The 16,497-nt window shown below is 37.8% G+C and carries 14 protein-coding genes and 1 pseudogene; all 15 read right to left on the minus strand.

The window, feature by feature from the left end; translation table 11 throughout:
• Positions 1–13 precede the first annotated feature (13 nt).
• The 15 genes and pseudogenes from mobQ to WKT00_RS06975 all read right to left on the minus strand — a co-directional run bounded on the left by mobQ (position 14) and on the right by WKT00_RS06975 (position 16,497).
• Complete coding sequence (gene mobQ / locus WKT00_RS06905) at positions 14–1,561, minus strand: MobQ family relaxase (protein WP_340262323.1); 1,548 nt, start codon at positions 1,559–1,561, stop codon at positions 14–16.
• Position 1,562: 1 nt separating this feature from the next.
• On the minus strand, positions 1,563–1,982 hold the full coding sequence (locus tag WKT00_RS06910; RefSeq protein WP_340262326.1) for a DUF3847 domain-containing protein: 420 nt from the start codon (positions 1,980–1,982) through the stop codon (positions 1,563–1,565).
• Between the two features lie 202 nt (positions 1,983–2,184).
• Entirely contained in the window at positions 2,185–2,589 is a 405-nt protein-coding gene (locus tag WKT00_RS06915) for a single-stranded DNA-binding protein (RefSeq protein ID WP_340262329.1), read from the minus strand.
• A 658-nt stretch (positions 2,590–3,247) separates the two neighbouring features.
• Complete coding sequence (locus tag WKT00_RS06920; protein WP_340262332.1) at positions 3,248–4,633, minus strand: McrC family protein; 1,386 nt, start codon at positions 4,631–4,633, stop codon at positions 3,248–3,250.
• Positions 4,620–5,684: an McrB family protein gene (locus WKT00_RS06925; protein WP_340262336.1), complete on the minus strand. Its 1,065-nt coding sequence runs from the start codon at positions 5,682–5,684 to the stop codon at positions 4,620–4,622. Before WKT00_RS06925 ends, WKT00_RS06920 begins: the two co-directional genes overlap by 14 nt.
• Positions 5,663–6,442: a hypothetical protein gene (locus WKT00_RS06930; protein WP_340262339.1), complete on the minus strand. Its 780-nt coding sequence runs from the start codon at positions 6,440–6,442 to the stop codon at positions 5,663–5,665. Before WKT00_RS06930 ends, WKT00_RS06925 begins: the two co-directional genes overlap by 22 nt.
• Before the next feature lie 15 nt (positions 6,443–6,457).
• Positions 6,458–7,495 carry a DNA cytosine methyltransferase gene (locus tag WKT00_RS06935; RefSeq protein WP_340262341.1) on the minus strand — a complete coding sequence of 346 codons (1,038 nt, stop codon included), beginning with the start codon at positions 7,493–7,495 and terminating at the stop codon, positions 6,458–6,460.
• A complete protein-coding gene (locus WKT00_RS06940; protein WP_340262344.1) occupies positions 7,485–8,573 on the minus strand; it encodes a DNA cytosine methyltransferase in 1,089 nt (362 codons plus the stop codon). The genes WKT00_RS06935 and WKT00_RS06940 overlap by 11 nt, the downstream gene beginning before the upstream one ends.
• A 19-nt stretch (positions 8,574–8,592) precedes the next feature.
• Positions 8,593–8,796, minus strand: coding sequence for a helix-turn-helix domain-containing protein (locus tag WKT00_RS06945; RefSeq protein WP_340262347.1), 204 nt, complete (start codon positions 8,794–8,796; stop codon positions 8,593–8,595).
• A 646-nt stretch (positions 8,797–9,442) separates the two neighbouring features.
• Positions 9,443–9,577: pseudogene (locus WKT00_RS06950) on the minus strand (sporulation transcriptional regulator SpoIIID); the annotation flags it as partial.
• A gap of 165 nt (positions 9,578–9,742) precedes the next feature.
• Positions 9,743–11,722, minus strand: coding sequence for an InlB B-repeat-containing protein (locus WKT00_RS06955; RefSeq protein WP_101695036.1), 1,980 nt, complete (start codon positions 11,720–11,722; stop codon positions 9,743–9,745).
• Positions 11,723–11,838: 116 nt separating this feature from the next.
• Complete coding sequence (locus WKT00_RS06960) at positions 11,839–12,264, minus strand: CPBP family glutamic-type intramembrane protease (RefSeq protein WP_340262349.1); 426 nt, start codon at positions 12,262–12,264, stop codon at positions 11,839–11,841.
• Complete coding sequence (locus WKT00_RS06965; RefSeq protein WP_340262351.1) at positions 12,254–12,385, minus strand: PAS domain-containing protein; 132 nt, start codon at positions 12,383–12,385, stop codon at positions 12,254–12,256. Before WKT00_RS06965 ends, WKT00_RS06960 begins: the two co-directional genes overlap by 11 nt.
• A gap of 194 nt (positions 12,386–12,579) precedes the next feature.
• Positions 12,580–14,610 carry an immunoglobulin-like domain-containing protein gene (locus WKT00_RS06970; RefSeq protein ID WP_340262354.1) on the minus strand — a complete coding sequence of 677 codons (2,031 nt, stop codon included), beginning with the start codon at positions 14,608–14,610 and terminating at the stop codon, positions 12,580–12,582.
• A gap of 144 nt (positions 14,611–14,754) precedes the next feature.
• Positions 14,755–16,497, minus strand: a complete 1,743-nt coding sequence (locus WKT00_RS06975; protein WP_101695039.1) for an ABC transporter ATP-binding protein — start codon at positions 16,495–16,497, stop codon at positions 14,755–14,757.

Consider the following 16,497-nt stretch of genomic DNA (forward strand, 5'->3'; position numbering starts at 1 on the left):
TCTAAAATTCCTCCTATAACTCCATTCCATGATGTTTCTTCTTTCGTTTCATGGTTCTCACTGCTTCTTTTGTTTCTGTGGATTGCTCCCGTTTGTTTGTTTCTGGAAGAGAGACACCTTCTCCTTCCTCTGCCATCAAAGCTTCCACATGGTTTTTGATTCCCTCATACTTTCGTAACATGGCATGGATCCGTTTATCTTCTTTTCGTAAAGCAGCTATCTCTTCTGATAAACGAGCGGCTTCTCGTTTCCATTGTCCTTCCGGAATCTTCCCACTTGGGTCTAGATTTTCTTTTAAGATTCTTTCCGAACGATAATATCCGCTAAGTTCCTTCTTATGTTCCTCTTTGAATTTTTCCCTGCCAAAATATTTGTTCTTTAATTCCAGATAAACAGGTCTTGTTTCAAAATACTCTTTCATTGCATAAAGATTGCTGTTGACACTTCGCAAAGCAGACAGTTGTTGATTCAACCGCTGACTTACCTCTTTTAGCTGAGTATCTAATTCCTGGATTTTCTCTGTCAGCTGTTCTGGGGTTCTCACATCCTGCTCTTCCAGAAAGCGGATCGTCTCTGCAAATTGTTTCAGATTTGTATTCTTCGCCTTTTGTGTTCCATAAGCGTAGGATTCTGCAACTGCATTTCTCTTATCACAATAGTTTCTCAGATAATCCGCTAAGGTTGGCTGATGTAAGAACACCATCCGTTCCATCAGTTGGCTTTCTCGAAACAAGGACCATTGAAGAAGATTCTTTGCCCGTTCTTTCATATCATTTAAGGCTCGGATGAGTCGGTTTAAACTTCCCAGTGCGGTTGAAATCCCTCTTGCTTCCATTGCCTGTACATTCGGTCCTTCATGCACCATCGGGATCTTATCAATCCCCCGTTCCTCATAAGACCTGGCATCGACTCTTTCTGTAAGTCCTTTTTCTTCATACAGTTCGTTACACATCTTCGCCCAGGCACTTCTCAATTCTTCCAAGGTTTCTTTCCTACTCCAATCCGTTGTATGTACCGCCCGAAATACCGGTTGTCCTTTCTGATTCAAAACCGGCTGTCCATCCGGTGTCAGTACTGGAACCTTTTTTTGCTTTTGTCCCCAGGTACCATCTTCCTGTAAAGGACGAATGGGCACCATGATGTGCATATGAGGATTGGGGATTTTATCCTTTGCCTTCTTCGGATCATGGATCGCTAGATCTACGATCATCCCTCTTGCGACTAACTGTTCTTCTACAAATCTTCTTGCAAGCTCAATATTTTCTTCCATGGAAAACTCATTCATCAAGGCAATATCAAAGCTGTGTGCCAGCTGTGCTTTCTTATTCCCTTCGATCCATTCCACCTCATTCCAAAGGGTCTCCCTGTCTTTGAATCTCTCCGGAGCCTGTTTGGGAAGATGGATCTCCGCTAATACCACACCGCCTTTTCTCGTATAATCACTTACTTCTCCATAATACGTACATTCCAGTTTTGTACCGGCTCGGTAAGCAGCACTGGCAATGGCAGACTGTCCTTTTCCTCTGGATAATTGATTCAGATGAAAGTGATAACATCCCATCTTACGCATCTCCCTGTGGCAGTTCGCCTCGTTGCATTGCCTTTAATAGTGCTTCTTCTGCGAATTCTCGTTCCTTTGCTTCTGCAGTTTCCGCCCGTCCACGAACCATTTCATGAACGACATCACAAAACTTACAAGCAGAATCATGAAGAAGTTCATCCATCAGCTGATAAAATTCTGCCTCGGTCAGATATTTGGTATCTTTACAGATTGCTTCTATGGCTGCTCCTTTCTGAATCAACAGATGGGTTCGTGCCTTTCGCTTTTTCTTTTTCTGTGTGTCTAGATAGTTCAAGGATCTCTGGATCCTATGCTCTGCCTGTTCCTTCTCAAGCTTTGCCTGTTTCAATGCAGCTTCTGTTTTTTCAATCTCAAGAAGTGCTTCCTGGGTATATTCCTGAAATGTTTTCTTCTTCGCCATATCGTTCTTTTCCTCCTTTTCCAATTCTTCCCTTTTCTCTGTTACGGGATAGGCATTTCTGCCGGAAGGGGAACCCTTCTTCGGATGGATCATCCGCAAACACTTTCGGAATTCCCCTTCAGAAAGATGCTACTTCCGTAGGACGCACATACCTTTTAAGGTATATAAGTGCGCTCTTCTGCTTTCAGCATCCGAGTTTTTCTTACTCAAACGGAAGTTCTTCTCCGTCTGGAAGATGTATAAATCCATCTGGATCGGTATCTTCTTTCTTTTCTGCTCCTGACAATTTCTTCCCTTCTGCGAAATAATGTTCTTCTACGATCACGTTGGTGGCATAAACTTTATTCCCCTCCTGATTCACATAGCTTCCTGTCTGGATCCGTCCGCTTACTAAAATCTTCAACCCTTTTTTCAGATATTTTTCTGCAAACTCAGCATTCTTCCCAAAGGTAACACAGGAAATAAAATCTGTTTCTGCCTTTCCATCCTTTCGATATCGTCTGTCTACTGCCAGCGTGTATCGTGCCATTGCAGTACTGTTTTCATTCTGGAGATATTTCACCTCCGGATCTTTTGTCAGTCTTCCCATTAAGATTGTTTTGTTCATGTAGTTTCTCCTTTCCCTTTTCGTTTTTTCTTTGTTTTTGAATTAGGCCCGATTCTTTTAAGGCAAATATAATTTGTTCCTCATATATCAGAACGTAGCGAGGGCTTTTTACAAATAAAAAAGGAATTTTATTTGTTTGTCCTCATATAACGAAAGGCTCAGAGGGGAAAATACAGGGTGGAAAAGGAAATTTTTTATTTTTCTACAAAAAAAATACCCCTATGACTTCAAAATTGAAATCATAAAGGTACGGTTACTTTTACTTATTCTGTAAAGGTATACCATATTTTATTTTACATTTGTTATTCGCTGATTAGCCAACACTTAAAAAAAGCTCCCTACAAGAAATATAAATTCAAGATATTTAACATCCATTTCATCATAGAGATAATCGCCCTCTTTAATCAAAACTTCTAATTCTAAACCCACATCAAATTCCGTTTTCATTTCAGATAAATCATTGACATAAACTCTCTATATCTTAGTATCCTGTAATTCTTCAACACTCACTCGTTGTGCACGTTATATCTAAATTCTATACTATCCACATTTTCAGGGATATAAGCTTCAGTATCACTGAACAAGCCATTGTAACATTTTCTTCTTGTATAGTCAGCAAATGAACGCCCTATTGCTATATCCAACATCTCCTTTTAATTTAACAAGGTATATCAAATATTGATTTGATAACATCTGCCAATTGTAGTTTTATCGACTCTTCATCGTCTTCAAATATAAAAGGAATTCGAATAAAATGTACCTTTATATCACCGCCTTGGCTTTCACTAATTGCAACAGGAAAATCTTCCTCTTTTAATTCATATCTGTACATTGGATATAACAGATATACATCTGAAATATTTCTCTTTCTTGCATATTCCAAGACCTGGTACATATCAGCCTGCTTAACTTCATTGTTAATATCAGCAGCAACATCCGGATTATCTTCGAATCGCGAAAGCTCCTTATACTTTGTATCCAAAACAAATACTTTATCTGAATATTCTACCAGAATATCATGTCGCATGGTAAATGCAGCTCCACTTGTAGCTCCGCGATATACAATTTTTTCAACCAAACTCATTTTACTTTCTTGAAGCTTAACATTACCCCCATATGGAGATAATACTTCCTTCATAAAACCACCAACAAACCCTTCAAAAAGCAGTTCCGTTGGGAATAAAAAGCAAAATGATTCATTCATATCAATTGCATAATTGGACATTTTGTTTAGCAAGAACATTTTACTCATGCTAATTATGATCCCATAATGTTTATGCATCTTGCTCAAGCGAATACCATTACAATCATATGGGGTACATTTAACGTCAGCGACTGGTTCTAACCTTGTAAGTATTGTTCTCAAGACTTTCTGATTTTTTTTAGAAGAAATATTAAATAGCTGCTTGCAAGTATACTTTATAATCTGATTCACTTTATTATTGAATTCAAAATTCGAAAAAGTACAATTAAACCTATCAGCCTGACCATTAGGAATTTTTCTTAACAAATAATCCTGTAGATTAAATTTACCCTTGATGCTGGCACAGTCCTCCGTTTCATCAGTATATCTATAATATAAACCTCTAGATAATGCACTTCTGACATAACCCACATATAATGTAATAAACAGTTCCTTTAAGTCCTCTGAATCATTTAATTCACTGGATATGTTTAGAAAAGGATATTCTAATTTATTACAATATTCTATCCATCGAACCAAATTATTCAACAGATGCTTTTGAGACAAATCATCCGTTTCGTGATCATCTTTTTCGGTACTGAACACTTTCGGATATATATTTAATTGTTCTCCCTTAAACACAACAGTACCTATGTACTTTTTGGTTTTAATTCCTTGTTGACCTGTAAATTCAAGAAATTGCTGACCACTTGTGATTTCTCCATCCTCATAAAATACAGAACGCTGCTCCCAATTCTCTTGTAAAAATTCTGCTAGATCATCAAGAGCATTTTGTGTTTTCCAGGAATCCGGCAGTCTATTGTTGTTTATCTTGGTATGTTCATACCTATTCAGCACCATCCGCATCACCCTTTAATTTAACTTTAAGTCTACCAATTTTTTCATCTACTAGCTCTATGGTTGCTCCAGCTTTTGTGATTGTGTCTTGCAAAACTGCTGCAACCTTTTTCTTGTTATCATAAAAATATTCATAAAGAAGCGGAATAATATTGTTGTTTAAGACATCGCACAAATCACCTTTATCCTTATTCATAAAATATGAATGACCAATCAGTAAATCTGTGCTTTCCAATTCATCAACTAATTTTAAGTTTAACTTTTCTAGTACACTTCTCATTGTTGGATCATCGACAAGTGAAATATCCGGTAATTGTTCTTTGAATGAAAATCTACGACGTAATGCAGCGTCAATCAACGATATAGATTTATCTGCTGAGTTCATCGTTCCTACAATGTAAAGATTATTTGGAACTGCAAAAACATCACCTGACTGCAAAGTAACGCACATTTCATTCAATTCACCCCATCGTTTGTCCTCTTCAATTAAAGTAATCAATTCACCAAACACTTTGGAAATATTAGCACGATTTATTTCATCAATAATAATTACATAATTATTTCCCGAAGTATCCTCCAGTGCTCTATCTGCAATCTGTTTAAATACACCATCCACTGTCTTAAATGCCACTGTTGAGCTTTCAGTATCTGGACGCAGACCTTGGATAAATTCTTCGTAACCATAATTTTGATGAAATGTTGTAAATACAACTCTCCCCTCTTTTATAAGCTGTTTGTATCTATCGACTTTGTTTTTTCGTTCCTCTGCATCAACTTTACTAAAATCTGCAGTTCTACCATCAACTATTGCCAAAGCATACTCTACCATGGAATAGGTTTTTCCCGTACCGGGTGCACCAAACACGATAAAATTCAACGGATGAATTTTATTTGTTCGCTCACTTCTTTTAATATCTAAGCAAGTTCTCTTTTCTGTTGAACTTCCTTCTCCGCCGTTATTTCCATTTGACAACGGCTCCAATGATAATCTTTCCCTAATATCTTCTATATTAGCTATAATTGAATCTTTCGCTACTTGACTGAATTCTGACATATATAATCCACCTCTCTTAACGCGCATTCTATTTCTGATCTTCTTTCTTTTGTAAGATAAAATCTGCCATCTTTTTTATATGCCACTCCAGCTTTTGAAAAATTACCACTAACATACGGAAAAGAGTTTACACTCCTGGCATCTCCATCACTGGCATTTTTAGTCTTCGTTTTAACATTTATACTAAGACTTCCATCTCTATACTGATCCAAATATGCTCCTAATCGATTTAACATATCCTTTGGGGATTGTTCTCTTTCATATTGAATCAGCAAATATTCTGTAGAATCAATCGAATCAAATTTTTTCATAAAACTTAAAACGTCATAAAAATCTTTTGAGTAGTTACACTCCTGCGATTTCATCATTACAACAAGACACTGAAAATATATTATTTCTTGTATTTTCTCTAGGCTATTTAAGATATCCGTTTTTTCACTGCAATCCGGCTCTGCTTTCGCAATCTGAATGCTTTTCAGGACATCTATGTAGGCCTTTCCAATGTTTGTAAAGAAATTGGTATTAATAAATGGCGAAACATTCTCGTATTTTACAATTCCACAAAATTGTAAGAAAGGAAGGATATTTCTGATATAACTCTTATTAATTCCACACTTTTGTAAATGATTCTTAAAATCAGCCAATGATTCAAAATCATCATGACTGCATAATTCATCATACAATAATAGTATTTGTGCTTTCACATTATCAGTAAAACTTGTTCCTGGAGAACCAGGACTTGATACTACTATATCCATAGTACACCTCCAATTTTATAATTGTTCCTTAATTGCCTTTGCAATATTATACGCAAGGAACGGAGGCACTGCATTTCCAATTGCTTTATATTGATCCGTTTTATTTCCCAAAAAGATATAATTGTCCGGAAAAGACTGCAATCTAGCATTTTCTCTGGCTGTCGGAATTCTATTTTCCTTGTAATGAAAATAATTCCTATGCCCAGTATCTACTGTGTGGCATGGTTTAAAGCTAGGCATTCTCTCAAAGCCCTTTCTAAATTTTCTAACATTCCAGTATTCTGGAGGCAAATCATTAATCGTGCCTCCATCTGGCACCATACTGATTATATCGATTGTTTGCTGAGTATGTACCGTTATTTGATGATTTTTTACTCCTATTTCCGAACCGCGCATCATTTTCTGATATTCATTTTGAGCTGATGTTGCATACAGATGGTATTCATCTTTTCCGTTTTCTAATGTCAAGGGAGGCAAATCACTTATAGCATCCTTACTAGTAACAATTTCATCTAATCCATTAGGAAAAACAAATGATTTACTCTTCATTCCCACAAAAAAAACTCTGTATCTGTTTTGTGGCACACCATAATCAGCAGCACAGACATTTTTAAACTCCACGTGGTACCCCAGCTCTCCAAATCTTTTAACTATATCATCTTTAAAAATCCCACCAGATAAATTTAATAATCCTGTCACATTTTCCAATACAAAAAATTCTGGTCGAACAGTTTCTACTATTCTACAATATTCAAGATATAAGTGATTCCTTGGATCATTAACATCCCTTACTCCTGCTTTACTAAAACCTTGACACGGAGGACCACCAATGATTCCAACCACATCACCATTTTTATTAATATGACTTAATTTTTCCTTTGTTAAATCATGTATATCACAACATTCAGCTACTTTGTCTTCTCGATTGAAATTATATGTATCTATAGCTTTATCCCACATATCAATAGCATACACAGTTTCGAAGCCTGCCTTTTCAAAACCTAGACTTAATCCACCACAGCCGCAAAACAAATCTATTATTTTATTCTTCATTATCTAATTTCTCCTTTATCGCTTCCGCTATGCATTTTGCCAATAACGGTGGTACTGCATTTCCAACTTGAAGATATTGCTCAGTCATTGTTCCAAAGAAAACAAAATTATCGGGAAAGGACTGAATTCGAGCTGCTTCTCGTACCGTTGGTATACGATTAAACAACGGATGATAATAATTACTATGCTGATTTCCCGCATCAATAGTAACTGACACTGAATCTTCTTTCAAACGCTTATATGCAGATGAATGTCTATTCGTTCTTCCTGTTTTGGTTGTTCGTGTAGTTATCCACAACTCTTCAGGAACATTACGCCAATTTCCACCTTGCGGAACATATGAAATTCTTTCCTGTTGAATTTTAGCAGGATAATGAATATCATGATTCATTAACACCCTATTTCCATTTCTAAGATACTTTTGGTAAACTGTTTCAGGTGCTGTTAATATTATTTTTTCCTCTGAACCATTTTCCTCAAAAACATACAACTCACCAATCGTTTCTTTTACTGTAGGTGTATATTCTTGTTGCTTTATACTTCCCATATCGAAATCATCCCCCTTTGTTATAACAAAGAAGTTTCGCATTCTTTTCTGTGGTACACCATATTGAGAAGCATCTAAAACAGCATTTGTAACGCAATATCCCAAATTAGAAAAAATTTCTTCTATTCTTTTTTTGGCATATCCGTTATTTTTTGTAATTATCTGAGGAACATTCTCTATTAATACAACCTTGGGTTCTATCAATTCAACAAATTTTACAAACTCAAAAAACAATTTATTTCTAGGATCATCAAGTTCTACATAATTTTTATTAGCATTAGAAAAGCCCTGACAAGGTGGGCCCCCTATGATAACATCAATATCTGACAAATCTCCAAATAGCTCTTTTATATGCCCTTTATCGATTGTAGAGATATCTGCACAAATACCTTTTGCATTTATAAAATTATTTCTATATGTGTTTATTGCAGATTCTTTGAAATCCACTCCTGCTACTGCAGTAAATCCAGCCATTTCAAATCCAAGGCTCAAACCTCCACAACCACAAAACAAATCTATAAATTTATACATATACCTACTTTTCACCTCATTATTCTTCCATATATTCTACTATATCATCAATGGTACAATCCAACGCCTTACTAATTTTACCTAAAACCTCCGTTGTAACATTTTCGTTACGAGACAACTTCTTTACTGTATATTCGCTAACACCTGCGAGTTTCACTAAATCTTTTTTATGCAAATCTTTGTCTAAAAGAATATGCCATAATTTTTTATAACTAATAGCCATATCTACTTCCTCCAAATATCTTACTGGCTAACAAATAATTTCGTATATAAATATAACACAAAATATATTTTTTTTCACCCTTAAACGGCGATATTTTATCCTTTAAGGCAGTTTTAGAATTTTATCATTCTACAAGTCCCATTCTCTCGCCCCATAAAAAGTAATTTCTAAGCGCTACCCTCCCTATAAATAAACTACAGAACTACTATCGAAAACACCCTAAAAGAAATGCCAGGAGATTACCAATAATGTTTTGTCTATTTTCCAATTCCGGGCAAATATAAAACTCTTTAAGCTCCACCTAGTTACACATCAAATATACATTATGATAAATTTCCGGCATATTTTTATTTATTTGCTTTCATTGATAATGTGTATTACTTTTCTTCATCATGTATTTCCTTCCACAGCAACAAACGGGAGTTACTCCACTTTAGTTAAGCATGTACTTTCCTTGCATTTACACCCAACAACTAATATAGTTCGTTTAAAAAGTAACATAATTATAACTATCTTTTTATATTTTCATATTTAATTTGAACGAAAAAGAGAACGCATCAAAAACGTCCTCTTAGTTTCTACTGTATTAAAAATAAAAAAATATCTAAAGTTTCTTATCTCACCTCATAAACAACCTTCACAAAAACACCTCTTTTGTTACATCTATATGTATCGTACTTTTACTCACTCCAAACTGCTTCGCCGTCTGCCTCACCGTCGCTTTATGTTCAATGATATAATATGCGATCTCTACTGCCCTCTCCTCAATATAGTCCTTCATAGATAACCCCTGCGTAGTTCGTTTTTACAATGTATGCAGGGGAAATTGTGAGTATGTATGGATTGACGGATTGGGAGAAAAATCATCGAAACTGCTTTCCTCACGACCAATCCATTGTATAAAGCAAAAAAGGCCGCATTTCTGCGACCTTTCTCTTCTCTCATTTTATTGTACCCACGCTCCAGATGCGTTCACATAGCTTCCATCTATCCAGGTATCAGCTGCCATATGCCCATCTCCGTAAAAATAGTAACAGCTTCCGCCAATCCATTTCCACCCGGTCTGCATTGCTCCACTTGATGCCATATAGTACCACGTTCCGCCTAAATTCAACCAGCCGGTCTGCATTACTCCACTTGATGCCATGTAGTACCACGTTCCGCCTAAATTCAACCATCCGGTCTGCATTGCTCCACTTGATGCCATATAGTACCACGTTCCGCCTAGATTCAACCAGCCGGTCTGCATGTAACCATCTGCCGCAAAATAATACCATACTCCACCAATATACTGCCAACCTGTTACATAATTTCCACTTGCATTATTGTACCACCAACCTACACTATTAGACTGCCAGCCACTGGAAACCGGATTTGTCACCCATGCTCCAGATGCATTCACATAGCTTCCATTTATCCAAGTATTAGAGGCCATATGTCCATCCCCGTAGAAATAATAACAACTTCCGCCAATCCATTGCCAACCAGTCTGCATCGCTCCGTTTGCAGCCAAATAATACCACGTTCCGCCTAGATCGAGCCAGCCAGTTTGCATCACTCCATCAGCTGCCAAATAGTACCATGCACCGCCTAGGTTCTGCCAGCCAGTCTGCATATACCCATCTGTTGCGAAATAGTACCACACACCTTCAATCTTCTGCCAACCAGTTACATAATTCCCATTTTCATCGTTATACCAACGACCTCTATCATCCGATTGCCAACCGGTTTGCTTCTTCTCCTCAAAAGGTTTGTACGTCGCGCGAACGATCACCTCTTCCTCTGGCATCGTAAAGCTGCACTCTTTATCTTCCGGAGTATCCAACTGTACATTACCTTTAGCCACTTCCCATTTTGCAAACTCCATTCCTTCCGGAATCAACTCTTCCTCGCAACAAGCCCAAATTTGATCCCCCGGTGCAGCTATATCAATATACCAATCAAATTGATTATCCGGAAGTGTTTTACTTGTAACTCCTCCCTCTACACTGACTGCATGCCCGGGAACAAACTCTGCTGCAATTTCCAAATCTTCACTCGGCATGATAAATGGGCATTCATAGGACGAATATGGACTATCTAGTTTCACATTACCTTTTGTTACTACCCACTTGGAAAAAGCCATTCCTTCCGGTCTTGTATAGGGATTTACCTTCAAGTACATCTGTCTTCCCGGCACACCTCTGGACGTTAACCAAATATACTCTCCATTCGGCAGCTCATATTGTGCGTATCCATTCTCTACAGAAATATTATATGCATCCTCATAGATCACACCAATTTCCACGTTTTCACTTGGAACTATAAATTTACAGTTATCCATACTAGTTGGATCACTCAATTCTACCTTTCCAGATTTCACATACCACTCTTTAAACGCCTTTCTGCTTGGCGTCATAGAATCGCTATAATATAATGAAACTTCTTTTCCAGTTGCTACAGTAGATGATTCTAGTACCATAAAATCCGAACCATATTTAACCTTTAATCCGCCATTATCTACGGTAACTACAGAACTATTTTCCGTCAATTCAGCATGAATACTTACTTTACCGGCGGGCATCGTAAAACTACAATCATAATAACTATCTTCATTCGTCAAATCTGTCAGATTCCCATTATCGTCAACCCACTTAGAAAAAGCAAGCCCTGAAGACATATCTACATCCTCAAATCTTAAATATAGCTTCTCACCCGGCACTGCGTTCAATACCTGCTCCACATCTCCATTTTCTTTAAATCTGACAGCTGAAACCCTCCCATGAGACGAAGTCACTGAAATAGAATAAGTATTTTCGCTCACTTTCTCCATTTTACTCTCTGTAGATTGTGCATGCACTACACACCCATTGTTCAAAACACAAAAACAAGAGAGGCCCAATGCCAATGCCGCAACACCTACTTTTTTACATGTTGTTTTTCTCACAAAAATTCCCCCTTTTCTCCTATTTCCGGCCGATTTATTACATCTAATTTTATATTACTCTCATCTTTTTTGAAAGTCAAGCTTTCATATTTCCCTAAAACTCAAAACACTTCTCTTTAAATCGCTGCAAAACCAAATCCAATAAACATCTCCCCCAAAACCAAATGCAAAATAACACAGTTCCATATATTACGATTTTTTCGATAATAAAATTCTAACACGGTAAGGTAAAGGGAACATCCCACCATAAAGAGGAAGCCATAGTGCAAATGCAGCACCCCAAACATAATGGAAGATATAAAAATGGCAATGATTGAGCCTCTCGAACCCACAAATATTTCTTCCATGGTCTCCTGTGCAACCTTTCTTGCCAGCACTTCCTGAAAAAATGTAAAACTAAACTTTTTGGATGTACTATAAGATAAAAAAACAGTTAAGACAAAAGAAATCAGCATAATGATCCAGTTATATAGGGCTTTCGGGAACAAATCTCCCCATACCATCTTGGTCATAGCATAAAAAAACACATAACTACACAACAAGCCTTTCTGCCACCTCATTGATATAAGTAACCATTCCCGTCTTATTTACAGATATCACGCCATCTTGCATGGTGTTTAAAATATACTTTGTTTCTGGAACAGTCAAATATTTCATTCCCATCTTCCTTCTCCCCTCTCCCATCTACTCTTTTTTTATTGTATCTTGTAAATTCCAAAAAAGTAAGCACCCTCTGATATCTGATCCATCTTCTCCTGTACTCACGATTTAAAACGCGAGGCTGTCGCACTTAGTACGACAGCCCCCCTTTTATCTCTTGTTTCAACTTCCTTGCTAAAGCACCTACTTATGAATATTTATAAAGCATGTTTTTTCTTCCAGCTTGCTAAAACAACAATTCCTAAAACGCTCATCGCTAACAATGATACATACAAGCCCACATCTGCATGATCACCTGTTGCCACAGCTCCTTTTCCAGTGTTTGCCTGATTCGCATTCGGCTTTCCTGAATTCGGACCTTGATTTGATGCGGCTCCCTTAAGCTTTACGGTAACTGTACGTGTCATCTTTGTAATATTTCCAGCCAAATCGCTTGCAGAATATTCTAATTTATAAACTCCAACAACGTTCGTATCAATGGATGGCGTCACTTGTATCTCTTTGATCTCACCACATTGATAGTCATAAGCATAGATTCCTTTCAACGGATCAAATTTCTCGCCCTGCACTAAAGTAATATCGCTTACCCCTCTGATTTCCGGCGCCTGTTTGTCGATATTCTTTACAGATACGATAACCTTAACCAAATTTCCTGTCCTGTCTTTTACTTCGACATCTTCATGCTCATTATCTGCATAAACTTTCGTAAAGGTCTGTTCATCAACCTTTGTCCATCCCTGGATATCTTCTATCGGCTCACTTGCTTTAATGGTTACCGTAACGTCAGCATTTGTCCAGTTTCCTTCATTGGAATATGTAACTTCAACCGTTGGGATTTCATCAATTGTAATACTTTCATTATCTTTGATAATCTCACCATTTACTGTGACATCATTTCCGGTTTTGTTTTCTACGGTTACACCATCAGGAAGCTGAACATCTGTAACATTCTGAAGAAGATCAACTTTATCCCCGTTTGTTACATTTCCCAAAGCCTCTTCCACTTTTTCTTTTCCAATATAATAGTCCGTCTTATCATCTTTTGTTACTGCAATGGCTTCTTTCCCTTCGCCAACCTTATTCATAACATCTAAATCAAAGACTCCGCCTTCGATTTGTACATTATTCTTGCTATCAAGTGTTGCTTCCGTTAAGCCATTAAAGCTTCCACCATTCACAGTAATATTTTCTATTCCCGTATTGGTTCCCGCTAATAAATCGCCATGAAATTCGCCATTATGAACGATAATATTTGCCGGATTATTGTAAGTTCCTTTGTCAACATCAGCTCTTAATGCCGCTTTGGTTCCTGCAAAGCTTCCACCTTCAATAGTTACGGTTCCTCCTGAAGTATAAATATAGACGCCATAACCTTCATTTGCTTTCATAAAGTCGGAGTCCGCATGATATTTACCACTCTGAATTGTTACGTTAGCCCCATATCCAACACCGACTGCCGCTCTTGCCCAGGAGTATCCTCCTTCATAATCGCCTGTTACGGTCCAATCGTTGTTTGATAAAACGGTATTCCCTCCGCTCACTTCAATAACCGGACCTCTTGCGGCAACTGCCTTGGTATTGTTAATTGTGATTGTACTTGCTTCCGTCGTATCAATGATGTCAAAATACAAAGCTCTTAAATCTGTATCGAACTGTGAATTTCTAATAGAACCGCTATAACTTGCAAAAGTTCCCTTATGCCCAATGATTTCATTATTGGTATTTACAACAATACCATCGACATTTATAGTCCCGGTTCTGCTCTCAGGCGCATTAATTCTAAATAATCTTCCATTATCTGTATTTCCTGTATAATTACCGCCTAGAATCGAAAAATTATTAACATATGCTTCAACGAAACCGTATGCCTGCTTATTTGATTCTGGTATTACCATACCGCCATTATTGGCTTTGATTGTAAAATTCTCTGCGCGGACTACAAAAGGTCTTGCTGCCGCATTATCCGTAATCGTAAAATCTCCCAAATCCAAAGTTGTATCGTTCGTGATTTCCATAATTTCATTCACAGATACATCTTTTAGTAATTGAACTTCCCCGCCAATCGTCAACGCTTCCCCTAAGGTTTCATAGAAGGTTTCTCCAATCTTAGCCTCATACGTCACCTCTTTTACATTTGCAGCATCTGCATTTTCTTCTGCATACACCGTTGCTGTGAACATCGTCAGCATCAAGGAAAAACTTAAAAGCACTCCTAAAAATTTTTTCATCAAAAGCTCCCCTCTCTTTTTATTAATCAGCCTTACATTCTGTATTAGAATAACCACAGTAATCCTAATAGCAAAAATGTATATTACTTATAATTATACTCTTATTTCTCCCTCAATTTCAATAATCTAATTTTAAATTTTTCACTATCCAAACTGACTCAGATAAAGTGCCGCATACTTCCCGTTCTTTCTCATCAATTCTTCATGGTTTCCAACCTCTTTAATATCTCCGTCTTCCATATAAAGAATCATGTCTGCATCCCGAATTGTGGAGAGACGATGCGCAATCACAAAGCTCGTACGACCTTTCATAAGCTCTGCCATGGCTTTTTGAATCAGTACCTCTGTATGCGTATCGACGTTACTGGTAGCCTCATCCAAAATCATAATTTCCGGATCGGATGCAATTGCCCGTGCAATCGTTAGAAGCTGACGTTCTCCCTGTGAAATATTCTCAGCGCCTTTACTAAGAACCATGTCGTAACTTCCCGGAAGCGTCTTGATAAAACTATGTGCACAAGCAGAGCGTGCCGCCTCTACAATTTCTTCTTTATTCATATGCTCCTTCGCATATCCGATATTTTCTCCTATGGTTCCCTCGAAAAGCCAGGTATCCTGTAAAACCATACCAAATCGATCCCGAAGCTCTTTTCGTGACATATCTGTAATTTTAACACCATCTACTTTAATCGCCCCTTCGTTCACCTCATAAAAACGCATTAATAGATTGATCAAAGTTGTTTTTCCTGCTCCCGTTGGCCCCACTACCGCAACCTTTTGTCCTGGCTGTACGGTCAGATTAATCCCATTCATCAAAAGGTGATCCTGCGTATATCCAAATTTTACATTTTCAAATGTTACTCGTCCGCTGTGATCACTTGGAGTCACGCACTGCTCACGATCTGGAATTTCTTCTTCTGCATCCAACAGGCCGAAAATACGATTTCCCGCAGCTGCCGCAGCTCCGAAGCTTCCTATCATTCCTGCAATTGCAGAAAATGGCTCTGCAAACCGCCAGGTATACTCCAGCATAGCCTGTACATTTCCAACCGCAATTTTCCCGGCGATTGCCCAAAGGCAGCCGATCGCAGCGCACAGAACGTATCCCAAATCATTCACAAGCGTAGTAATTGGACTAATTGCTCCCGCAGTGGTTTCCGCCTTTCTTGAGCTGGTTTTAAGGGCCTCATTCAACTGGGCAAATCTACTTTTGGCACGTTCTTGATAATTAAACGTCTGCACTACTGACTGTCCATTATACATTTCTTCTACATATCCGTTCAGTTTTCCCAACAAATCCTGCTGTTCCCCATAATATTTTTCACTCGCCCTCATGACTCCTGCTGCACTCAAAAGAGACAGCGGAACCATAATAATAGGAATGAAAGATAATTTCGGACTAATCATCAACATCATTACCAATACGCCAATAGCCGTTGTAACCTGCGTTACTACTGCAGTTAGATTCTGACTGATGGTATTGTTAATCGTATCCACATCATTTGTAATAACGCTCAAGATATCTCCATGCGTATGCGTATCATAATAATCTAATTTTAAATGATGCATTTTCTCATCAATTTCACGGCGCAGTGTCTGCATAACATTGGCCGTAATCTTCGCCATTCCAAACCCTTGCAAAAAAGAGAATAGCTGTGAAACCAGGTATAGAACAACCAGCCCCGCCAAAAGCCAAATCAGCGTTTCCCAATAAAATACCCCCTCCGCGATGCTCTCAAAAAGAGTTGTCGTTACTTTTCCAACGAGAAACGGCGCCAAAACCATAAAAGCTGTACTGATAACAGCGGACAATAATACCAAACACACTTTCATCCGATATGCTTTCAAATACCGAAGCAGCCTTTTAAATATTGTTGTATTCTTCAT

This window comes from Dorea sp. ICN-14282 (assembly GCF_037890115.1).
Taxonomy (GTDB): Bacteria; Bacillota; Clostridia; order Lachnospirales; family Lachnospiraceae; genus Dorea_B; species Dorea_B phocaeensis.